Source organism: Pseudomonas corni, from assembly GCF_057128765.1.
In genome coordinates this window covers 1-10,078 of the sequence record NZ_JBSKHW010000030.1, presented here as the reverse complement: position 1 = coordinate 10,078, position 10,078 = coordinate 1, and the positions used below count along the sequence as shown (strand labels likewise).

The 10,078-nt window shown below is 61.4% G+C and carries 9 protein-coding genes; all 9 read left to right on the top strand.

The genetic code is table 11. The features are described 5' to 3' along the window. The first annotated feature begins 300 nt into the window (after positions 1–300). The 9 genes from ACWKV9_RS27570 (at position 301) to ACWKV9_RS27530 (ending at position 9,662) form a co-directional block, all read left to right on the top strand. Complete coding sequence (locus ACWKV9_RS27570; protein ID WP_483839278.1) at positions 301–1,251, top strand: LysR family transcriptional regulator; 951 nt, start codon at positions 301–303, stop codon at positions 1,249–1,251. Between the two features lie 242 nt (positions 1,252–1,493). Next, positions 1,494–2,954 carry a SidA/IucD/PvdA family monooxygenase gene (locus ACWKV9_RS27565; protein ID WP_483839277.1) on the top strand — a complete coding sequence of 487 codons (1,461 nt, stop codon included), beginning with the start codon at positions 1,494–1,496 and terminating at the stop codon, positions 2,952–2,954. Beyond that, entirely contained in the window at positions 2,951–3,925 is a 975-nt protein-coding gene (locus ACWKV9_RS27560; protein ID WP_483839276.1) for an ABC transporter permease, read from the top strand. Before ACWKV9_RS27565 ends, ACWKV9_RS27560 begins: the two co-directional genes overlap by 4 nt. Further along, complete coding sequence (locus ACWKV9_RS27555) at positions 3,922–4,842, top strand: ABC transporter permease (RefSeq protein WP_483839275.1); 921 nt, start codon at positions 3,922–3,924, stop codon at positions 4,840–4,842. The genes ACWKV9_RS27560 and ACWKV9_RS27555 overlap by 4 nt, the downstream gene beginning before the upstream one ends. Beyond that, positions 4,839–5,840, top strand: coding sequence for an ABC transporter ATP-binding protein (locus ACWKV9_RS27550; protein ID WP_483839274.1), 1,002 nt, complete (start codon positions 4,839–4,841; stop codon positions 5,838–5,840). The genes ACWKV9_RS27555 and ACWKV9_RS27550 overlap by 4 nt, the downstream gene beginning before the upstream one ends. Beyond that, positions 5,830–6,843: an ABC transporter ATP-binding protein gene (locus tag ACWKV9_RS27545; RefSeq protein ID WP_483839273.1), complete on the top strand. Its 1,014-nt coding sequence runs from the start codon at positions 5,830–5,832 to the stop codon at positions 6,841–6,843. The genes ACWKV9_RS27550 and ACWKV9_RS27545 overlap by 11 nt, the downstream gene beginning before the upstream one ends. Positions 6,844–6,911: 68 nt before the next feature. Continuing rightward, on the top strand, positions 6,912–8,477 hold the full coding sequence (locus tag ACWKV9_RS27540; protein WP_483839272.1) for an ABC transporter substrate-binding protein: 1,566 nt from the start codon (positions 6,912–6,914) through the stop codon (positions 8,475–8,477). A gap of 70 nt (positions 8,478–8,547) precedes the next feature. Beyond that, positions 8,548–9,078, top strand: a complete 531-nt coding sequence (locus ACWKV9_RS27535; RefSeq protein WP_483839271.1) for a CMD domain protein — start codon at positions 8,548–8,550, stop codon at positions 9,076–9,078. Then, positions 9,075–9,662, top strand: coding sequence for a peroxidase-related enzyme (locus ACWKV9_RS27530; RefSeq protein WP_483839270.1), 588 nt, complete (start codon positions 9,075–9,077; stop codon positions 9,660–9,662). The genes ACWKV9_RS27535 and ACWKV9_RS27530 overlap by 4 nt, the downstream gene beginning before the upstream one ends. The last annotated feature ends 416 nt before the right edge of the window (positions 9,663–10,078 follow it).

Genomic DNA, 10,078 nt, shown 5'->3' with positions numbered 1-10,078 from the left:
CTATATCGCGGGCAAGCGCGCTCCTACAGATCTCGCGTCAGAACTGAATTTCAGCGGCGATGCGCATCCGGTGTGGGGTCGATGCAGCAATCTGCGACCAACCACACAGCGCAGGAGCTGCCGAACAGCGCAAGACTGCGATTGCGGTTTGCCTGACACAACCCAATTGCAGCCCTTCGGTACTCGACAGTTCCGACAAAAATCGTGAAGCGCAGCTCCCAGCGTGTAGACTTTTGCGCTTCGAATCAGGGAGCCGCCCGTTGCGCTTCCTTCTGTCTTTGTCTTGATTAAGGCGTGTTTATGGATCTGCGTCAGCTCGAAGCATTTGCGGCCGTCATGTCGGCGGGCAGTGTCACCGCAGCGGGGAAAATGCTCGGTCGCGCACAGCCGTCGGTCACTCGGGCCATCCAGGAACTAGAACAGGAGCTGGGCTTTGCGTTATTCGAACGCAGCGGGCCAAAGGTCACGCCGACGCACAAGGCCTTCATGATGTACGGCGAGGTCGAGAGTGCGCTGCTGGGGATTCGAAACATCCGCCAGCGCGCGCAGCACATCGCTCAGGAAGAAAATCATCAGATAAAGCTGGTCGCCATCTCCGCGCTGGCCGCCGGACTATTGCCGACGGCGCTGTCGCGCCTGCCTGATCACTTGCGACCGCAGCAGATCCAGTTGCAGAGCATGTCCCCGGAAAATGTGGTGCAAGCGGTGCTGAGTAAGACCATGGATCTGGGCGCCGTCAGCCTGCCGCTGGAACATCGCGGGCTGGACATTCACTGGATCGGTGAAGCGCCCTGCGTCGCGGTATTGCCGGCCACCTCAGAATTGGCGTCACACGCGGTGCTGCCCATGGAAGTGCTGTTGCAGCAGACGCTGATCACCATGGCCAATCCGTACCGTTTTCGCCGTCGGATTGACAAGGCGTTCCAGGATGCGGGCGGCCAGCCACCGAAGATGCTCGACACCAACACCTCATTGATCGCGATGCAAATGGCCCGGGTCGGACTGGGTGTCGCGCTGGTCGATCCCTTCACCGCGATGGGCGTCCCGCTTGAAGGGGTGGTGGTGCGGCCAATCGCCTGCAACATTCCGTTCTTCTTTGGCCTGATTTCGGCGTTCGCCCACCCGCTTTCCGATGTGGCACGCGCGCTGATCCACGAGATCGCAACTTCGGCCAGATTGCTGCTGCCGGACATGGTCATGCACGAAGCCAGTGCTCACGACGCGCTGTTGCAGAGCATTTACGCCGAGTGAGGCCGGATGACGCGAGTGCTCCAGAGGCAGAGCAATCACGCGACTAATTCCAAAAGTGAATATCAATATGCTTTTTTGCGCGTTGCGAGAATAAAAAACGCCTTTTACTATTCGTTTTAAGCATTCAAAGCCTTTAAGAATTCATTTGTGGCGAGTCTGGAACGCTTTTTGAAGTGTTTTACGAATCCAGATGAATTCAAGGTCGGGATTTCAACCCCGATCTATCAGCCGAGTACCGATCAATGTCCGATGTAAACGCGCCCGCAGGTCTTGCGGCACTGGAAGCACGCCTGCGTCAGGATCTGGCCTGGCTCGACCTTCCGGCCAATCCTTGGGTCAAGCCCCGGGTCAGCAATGGCGCGGTAGTGCTGGACGTGGCGATCATTGGAGGCGGTATGGCCGGTCTGGCACTCGCTGCTGAACTGCGTCATCTGGGCGTTGCTGCGGTGATTTTCGATCAGTCGCCCGCAGGCTTCGAAGGCCCTTGGGCAACCACCGCACGCATGCAAACCCTGCGTTCGCCCAAGCAATTGACCGGGCCTGCCCTGGGCTTGCCGGCGTTGACCTTCCGCGCCTGGTTTGAAGCGCAGTTCGGGGCTGAGGGCTGGGCGACACTGGACAAGATTCCACGTCTGCAATGGGCCGAGTACCTGCGCTGGTATCGCAAGGTCCTGGCGCTGGACGTGCGCAATGAACATCGGGTCAGCCGGGTCGCGCCCCGAGCTGAGGGCCTGGTTGAACTGGACGTCACAACTTCTGCGCAGACCTATTATGTGCTTGCCCGCCATGTGGTCCTTGCCACCGGCCGTGATGGCCTCGGCGGCCCATGGGTTCCTGAATGTGCCCGACAGTTGCCTGATCATCTGTGGGCACATTCGGCGGACGGATTGCAGGACGACTGGTTCAGCGGCAAACGGGTAGCGGTGGTTGGTGGCGGCGCGTCCGCCATGGACAGCGCCGCCACGGCGCTGGAGGCCGGGGCCACGCGGGTCGATCTGCTGATCCGCCGCGCCGAGTTGCCGCGCATCAACAAAGGCAAGGGCGCTGGCAACCCCGGCATGACCCACGGCTATTGGCGCCTGCCGGATGACTGGAAATGGCGCCTGCGCAACTACCTCAACACCCAGCAAGTGCCACCACCCCGGGGCAGTACGCTGCGGGTTTCACAGTCGGGCAAGGGGCGTTTTCTGCTCAACAGTCCGCTGCTCTCAGTTGAGCAGAACCCTGGCGGCGGCGTGTGGCTGCACACGCCGACTGCGCGGATAGAGGCCGACTTCGTGGTATTCGCCACCGGGTTCCGCACCGACTTTGCGCTGCGCCCGGAGTTCTCGCCGTTTTCCTCGCACATCCGCGTCTGGCGTGATCGCTTCCAGGCGCCTGCCGACGAGCAGGACGTTGAGCTGTCGGAGCTTCCGGATCTGGGCACCTGTTTCGAATTTCAGGAAAAGACCCCCGGCGCATGCCCCGGCCTGGATCACATTCACTGCTTCAGCTATCCGGCGGCCCTGAGTTACGGCGCTGTGTCCGGTGATATTCCGGCCATCAGCGAAGGCTCCAAACGCTTGGCCCACGGCTTGGTGGGTCAGCTGTTCAACGAGGACATCGCGCTGCACTTTGACGCCATGCGCGCATACGCCGAGCCCGAATTGCTCGGCGATGAATGGGTGGTCAGCCAGCCAGACGCCGAAGAGTTGCGCACATGATCGGCTGGGCACTGCGCCGACTGACTCAGTCGCTGCTGGTGATCCTGCTGATGACCGTGGTGGTGTTCATCGGCCTGAACGCCATCGGCAATCCCATGGACATTCTAGTGGGCGAAGATCTCAATCAGGCCGAGCGCCTGCAGGCAATCGCTCATCTGGGGCTGGACAAGCCGTTGTGGGAGCAATACCTGATCTTTCTCAAGGGCGCCGTCCACGGCAATCTCGGGCAGAGCTTCGTCTATCACGAAGACGCCATGCGCCTGATTCTTCAGCGGCTGCCAGCGACGTTCGAACTGGCGTTCACCGCGCTGTTTCTGGCCGTTGTGATCGGCGTGCCGCTAGGCATGTTTGCCGGGACTTATCCGGATCATCCGATTTCGCGCGTGATGATGGCCACCAGCATCGTCGGCTTTTCCCTGCCGGCGTTCTGGGTCGCACTGATGATGATCATGTTGTTCTCGATCAAGCTCGGCTGGCTGCCAGCCAGTGGGCGCGGTGACACCCGCGAACTGTTCGGCGTGCAGTGGTCATGGCTGACTCTCGATGGCCTGGAACACATGCTGTTGCCAGCGCTCAATCTGGCGCTGTTCAAGATTTCGCTGGTGCTGCGCCTGACCCGTGCCGGTGTGCGCGAAGTGCTGCCTCAGGAGTTCGTCAAGTTCGCCAGAGCCAAAGGCCTGTCGCCGATGCGGGTGATGTGCATGCACGTCATGCGCAACACGATGATTCCGGTGGTGACGGTACTGGCGATGGAGCTGGGTTCGACCATCGCTTACGCCGTGGTCACTGAAAGCATCTTCGCCTGGCCCGGCGCCGGCAAGCTGATTCTGGACAGCATCAATACCCTGGACCGCCCGGTGGTGGTCGCTTATCTGATGGTGGTTGTGGTGATTTTCGTGGTGCTTAACCTGATCGTCGACGGTTTGTATTACGTGCTCGATCCCCGCGTGCGCATTGAGGCCTCACGATGAATGCTCTCGAAAACGCCGTGCCCAAAGACGTGAGCTTGCAGGCGCAATCCCCTTGGCGCCGCGTTGCTACTGAGTTCATGAGTTCACCCACCGCCGTGACCGGATTGCTGGTGCTGCTAGTGATCATCGTGGTGGCGGTGTTCGCGCCATTGATCGTGGTGCAGAACCCCTACGACCTGATGCAGCTCAACGTGCTGGATGCACGCCTGGCGCCGGGCAGCGCCAACATGGATTCCGGCTACACCTATTGGCTCGGGACCGACGGACAGGGCCGCGATCTGGTGTCGGCGATTCTTTATGGTCTGCGCATCAGCCTGTGGGTCGGCATCGGTTCGGCGTTGATCGCCGCGGTGATCGGCACGCTGCTGGGGCTGGTCTCGGCCTACGTCGGCGGCTGGGTCGATGCCCTGTTGATGCGCTTGGTGGATTTACTGTTGTCGTTCCCGGTAATTCTTATGGCGCTGATGATTCTTGCCTGGCTGGGCAAGGGCGTCGGTAATGTGATGCTCACCCTGATTCTGTTGGAGTGGGCGTATTACGCGCGCACCGCTCGGGGTCAGGCGCTCACAGAAAGCCGGCGCGAATACGTCGATGCCGCGCGAGGCCAGGGCATCGGCCCGTGGCGCATCGTCATCGGCCACATTTTGCCCAACTGCTTGCCGCCGCTGATTGTCATTGGCGCGTTGCAGATCGCCCGCGCCATCACCCTGGAAGCGACGCTGTCTTTTCTCGGCCTTGGCGTGCCGGTCACTGAGCCATCGCTGGGGCTGCTGATCGCCAACGGGTTCCAATACATGCTCAGCAACGAATACTGGATCAGCCTGTTTCCGGGCCTGGCGCTGTTGATCACCATCGTCGCGATCAATCTGGTGGGCGACCGCTTGCGTGATGTGCTCAACCCGAGGTTACAGCGATGAGCCTGCCTGAAGCGCCCGCCGTGGCGACGTTGACCCTGGACGTGCGCCACCTTTCAACCTCGTTTTTCACCCGCGCCGGCGTGCTGCCGGCGGTGCGCGATGTCTCCCTGCGGGTCCAGCCCGGCCGGATTCTCGGCCTGGTGGGGGAGTCAGGTTCGGGCAAGTCCGTCACCGGTTTTTCGATTCTCGGATTGGTGGATGCACCCGGCCGCATCAGTGGCGGGGAGGTACTGTTTCAGGGCCGCGACCTGACGAAACTGTCGGCCTCCCAGTTGCGCGAGTTGCAGGGCAACCGCATCGCGATGATCTTTCAGGACCCGATGATGACCCTCAATCCGGTGCTGCGGGTCGACACGCAGATGATCGAAGCGGTGCGTGCCCATCGCCCCTTGAGCAAGCGCGAAGCCCGGGATCATGCCAGCCGAACTCTGGCGCTGATGGGCATCGCCAGCCCCGAAGAGCGCTTGCGGGCCTATCCCCATCAGTTGTCAGGCGGCATGCGCCAACGGGTGGCGATTGCCATTGCGCTGCTGCACGCGCCTGACCTGATCATCGCCGACGAGCCGACCACCGCGCTGGACGTGACCATTCAGGCGCAGATTCTCAGTGAAGTGCAGAAGCTGGTGCGCGAGCAGAACACCTCGCTGATCTGGATCACCCACGATCTGTCGGTAGTGGCCGGGTTGGCGGATGACGTGGCGGTGATGTACGCAGGCCGCATCGTCGAACAGGGTTCGGTGAACGATGTCCTCGACCGTCCGCAACATCCCTACACCCAAGGCCTGATCGACAGCCTGCCGAGCCGCAATAAACGCGGTCAGCGGCTGCGACAGATTCCCGGCATGGCGCCGGACTTGCTGTCGATGCCATCGGGATGTGCCTTTGCCGCCCGCTGCTCCAGAGCTTCCGCCGTGTGCGCGCAGGAGCCCGAACCCCGGGAAATCCTGCCGGGCCAGACGGTACGTTGTTTCCACCCGGGAGCCGCCGATGCGCAGTGATCAGATCCCCCTCATCGAGCTGCATCAAGTCAGCAAGACCTTCGGCAAACCGGTCCGGGACAGCTCCGTTCAGCACCTGTTGCAACGCCTGCACCTGACCCGCGCCAAGCCGGTGACCCATGCAGTTGACCGCGTCGATCTGCGCATCAATCGCGGCGAAGTGGTGGGGCTGGTGGGCGAATCCGGCTGCGGCAAATCAACCCTGGGGCGCATGGTGGCCGGGCTGCTGCCGGTGTCTTCGGGCACCGCCTCGGTGGATGGCCAATCCATCGAAACGCTGACCGCCGACGAGCGCCAGGCGATGCGGCTGAAGGTGCAAATGATCTTTCAGGACCCGTCATCGAGCCTCAATCCACGGCTGCGGGTCGATCGCATTGTTGGCGAAGGCGCGCTGCTGCACGGCCTGACCGACAGAAAAGGCTTCGACGATTACGTCAGCGCACAGCTGCAACGGGCCGGTCTCAGCCCGCAGTTGCGCCAGCGTTACCCGCACCAGTTCAGCGGGGGTCAGCGTCAGCGCATCGGCATCGCCCGCGCGCTAGCGGTGCAGCCAGAGCTGCTGGTGTGCGACGAATCGGTGGCGGCGCTGGACGTGTCTATTCAGGCGCAGATTCTCAACTTGTTCATGGACCTGCGCGACGAACTGGGCCTGACTTATCTGTTCATCAGTCATGACCTGGGCGTGGTCGAGCACCTGTGCGACCGCGTGGTGGTGATGTACTTGGGTCGGGTCGTAGAAAGTGCGTCGGTGGACGACTTGTTCGCCCGCGCCAATCATCCGTACACCCAGGCATTGCTGGCGCAGATCCCGCGTTTCGATGTCCGCAGTACCCGTTATGACGCGATCAAAGGGGAAATCCCCAGCCCGCTGAACCCGCCTGCCGGGTGTCATTTCCATCCTCGTTGCCCGCACGCCATGGCGCGCTGCCGCGAGGAAGTTCCAGCGCTGAGGGAGGTTTCGCCGAACCACCGGAGCGCGTGTCACCTGAACGATACCCTTTGATCCACATTGTCTGAACGAGCGCCCTGACGCTCGTCATGCCCATTGCCATTGCGTACAAGGAATCACCCATGAAGCCACTTGTTCGTTCACTGTTAGCCTCGGCCCTGATTCTGGCGGCCGGCAGTGTTTCGGCGCAGACCCTGCGCATCGGTTATGCCGATCCCGTGTCGTCCCTTGATCCACAGCTCAACAACTACGCCGGCGACCGCTCGGTGGCACTGCATGCCTTTGAATCGCTGGTCAATCGCCACGATGATAAAACCCTGCCGGGCCTGGCCAAGAGCTGGAAAGTCGTTGACGACACCACGTGGGAATTCGACCTGCGCGATGACGTGAAATGGCACGACGGCACGCCGCTGACGGCTGACGACTTTGTATTCTCGTTCGAACGCGCCCGCAGCGTGCCGGGTAGTGTGGCGTCCTACGCCGGGGCCACGCGCACGGTGGCTTCGGTCTCGGCCAAAGATGCGCACACGGTGGTCATCAAGACCCGCAGCGCTAACGCCAACCTGCTGCCGGATGTCGATTCGATTTACATCGTCAGCCGTCATGCGGGCGCTACTGCCAGCAGCGCGGACTACAACTCGGGCAAGGCGTTGATCGGTACCGGACCGTACAAATTCGTTTCCTATGTGCCGGGTGATCGCACGATCTTCGAGCGCAACGACAGCTACTGGGGCGCCAAACCGACGTGGGACAAAGTCGATTATCGCTTCATTGCCAATGCCGCCAGCCGTACCGCTGCCTTGCTTGCGGGCGACGTGGACGTGATCGACAAGGTCTCGCCGACTGACGTGGACCGTCTGCGCAAGACTCCGAGCGTCAACGTCTTCGCCTATCAAGGTTTGCGTGCGCTGATCATTCAGCCGAGTTTCCGTGAAGGCCCCAACGAGTTCATTCGCGACAACGCCGGTAAAACCCTGCCAGAAAACCCGCTGCGTGACGTGCGCGTGCGCAAGGCGCTGTCGCTGGCGATCAACCGTCAGGCCATCGACGAACGCATCATGCAGGGCACCGTCACCGAGGCCAATCAGTGGATGCCCGCCAACACCTTCGGCTACAACCCGGAGGTGAAAAACATCCCTTACGACGTCAAGCAGGCCAAGGATCTGCTGACCCAGGCGGGTTTCCCGGACGGCTTTCAGATGACCGTGCATGTGCCAGGCGACCGCTATCCCCAAGCGCCGGAAGCGATGCAGGCCGTCGCGCAGTTCTGGTCGCGGATCGGCGTCAAGGTTCAGCTGGAAGTCACGCCGTGGGCGGTGTATGCCGGCAAGGCCAACAAGAATGAGCTGGCGATCAGCGTCATCGCATGGGGCAACGGGACCGGTGAAGCGGCTTACGCGCTGACCAACATCCTGACCACCGTCGACAGCAGCAAAGGGCAGGGCGCTTCCAACTGGGGTCACTACAGCAACCCGCTGGTGGACAAGGCGCTGGTGGATGCCACCGCTGAGTTCGACGAAGCCAAGCGCCGCAAGATTCTCCAGGACTCGGTCCAGTTGGTCAGCGAAGACGTGGGCATCATTCCATTGTTCCACTACCAGAACATCTGGGCTGCGCGCAAAGGTCTGAAAGTCGAACCACTGGTCAGCGACCGCACCGCCGCGACCATGGTCACCGAACAGCCTTGAACCCCAGTGATCGCGCATCGCTCGTGTGAGCCGGTGCGCGATCCCCGTCAACAGCCTTACAGGATTTGTTATGACCTCGACCGCTGAACAGCTATCTTCGCCGGACATGCTCGATCAATTGCTGGATATCCAGCCCGGCACACCTTTACACGCCGTGCGCCATGCCCGTGACAAAGTCGCCTCGGCAACCCAAGGCAGCCAGGATCTGTTTTTTGATCCGGCACTGGAAAACAATCTGTCATTGAACGAGCGCTTGTGGGTGGCGTATTACGCCGCACGCCTGACGCCCAATGCCGCGCTGAGCGAGCATTACCTGACCCAGTTGCAGGCCGTGGGTGTGGATGACTCGCTGCTTGCGGCGGTGGATTGCGGTGCGATGGACACGCTTGAAAATCCCAGGCTTGCGGCGATTCTGCATTTCACCCGCACTTTGATCGAATCGCCGGTTCATGGCGATCAAGCCGCCTTGCAAGCGCTTCAACAGCAAGGACTTAGCACCGAAGAAATCGTTGTATTGGCGCAGTTGATTGCGTTCCTGTCCTACCAGGTGCGTTTGGCCGCCGGGCTGGGTGCGCTACTGTCTGCAGGAGCCGCCCGATGAGCGAGCTGATTCAGATCGAAGGGTTCACCAATCAAGTGCTCGGCTGGAAAGCCTGGCTGCCAACGGTTGACCTCAACAGCGCGACACCTGAGCAAGTGGCAGTGCTGGAAGAAAGTCATCCGCAAGCCAAGACGTCGGATTATTACCTGACCCTGGCCCATCACCCGGACATCCTGCGTCAGCGCTCCCTGGCGTTCAACGCCATCATGTACGCCGCCGGTGGACTGTCCCGAGCCGAGCGGGAACTGGCGAGCACCGTGGTTTCGCGAATCAACCGCTGCGTGTATTGCGCCTCAGTGCACGCGCAACGCTTCGAGCAACTGGCCAAGCGCAACGACGTGATCAAGGAAGTGTTCGCCGATCCCGCCACCGCAGGCACCACTGACCGCGAAAAGGCCATCGTGCAGTTCGCCATCGACCTGACCCTGGAACCCGCTGCGCTGAACGCCACGCATATCCTGGCCCTGCGCGAACAAGGGCTGGACGACGCACAAGTGCTCGACCTGATCCACGCGATCGCGATCTTCGCCTGGGCTAACCGTTTGATGCTTAACCTGGGTGAGCCGGTGTTTCCGGCGGTGTGAGGAACGCGGGGCGGCGCAGCTATCGGCAAAGTATGCGAAGGGCACAACCCTTGTGGAGGAGCTGACGAGCAGCGCGACGCTGCGAAGCGGGGTGGCAGGAGAACCGCTATCGCAGCCTCGCGCTGCTCGTCAGCTCCTACATTGGATCTTCTTCGCTGCTGATCTTTCGGTCTGCCGCGACATAGCTGTATCGCCTGTACCGGCCCCTTCGCGGACAGGTCCGCTCCCACGGGATCTGTGTCAGACCTCTATTTCGGTAACGTACCAGACCCGTTGTAGGAGCGCGCTTGCCCGCGAAAGCGATCTGTCAGGCGCTGAAGATGCGTCGGATGTATGGGCCTATATCGCGGGCAAGCGCGCTCCTACAGATCTCGCGTCAGAACTGAATTTCAGCGGCGATGCGCATCCGGTGTGGG

Coding starts and splice junctions, on each gene's coding strand:
- ACWKV9_RS27570 (WP_483839278.1), top strand. CDS start 301: ATGGATCTGCGTCAGCTCGAAGCATTTGCGGCCGTCATGTCGGCGGGC.
- ACWKV9_RS27565 (WP_483839277.1), top strand. CDS start 1,494: ATGTCCGATGTAAACGCGCCCGCAGGTCTTGCGGCACTGGAAGCACGC.
- ACWKV9_RS27560 (WP_483839276.1), top strand. CDS start 2,951: ATGATCGGCTGGGCACTGCGCCGACTGACTCAGTCGCTGCTGGTGATC.
- ACWKV9_RS27555 (WP_483839275.1), top strand. CDS start 3,922: ATGAATGCTCTCGAAAACGCCGTGCCCAAAGACGTGAGCTTGCAGGCG.
- ACWKV9_RS27550 (WP_483839274.1), top strand. CDS start 4,839: ATGAGCCTGCCTGAAGCGCCCGCCGTGGCGACGTTGACCCTGGACGTG.
- ACWKV9_RS27545 (WP_483839273.1), top strand. CDS start 5,830: ATGCGCAGTGATCAGATCCCCCTCATCGAGCTGCATCAAGTCAGCAAG.
- ACWKV9_RS27540 (WP_483839272.1), top strand. CDS start 6,912: ATGAAGCCACTTGTTCGTTCACTGTTAGCCTCGGCCCTGATTCTGGCG.
- ACWKV9_RS27535 (WP_483839271.1), top strand. CDS start 8,548: ATGACCTCGACCGCTGAACAGCTATCTTCGCCGGACATGCTCGATCAA.
- ACWKV9_RS27530 (WP_483839270.1), top strand. CDS start 9,075: ATGAGCGAGCTGATTCAGATCGAAGGGTTCACCAATCAAGTGCTCGGC.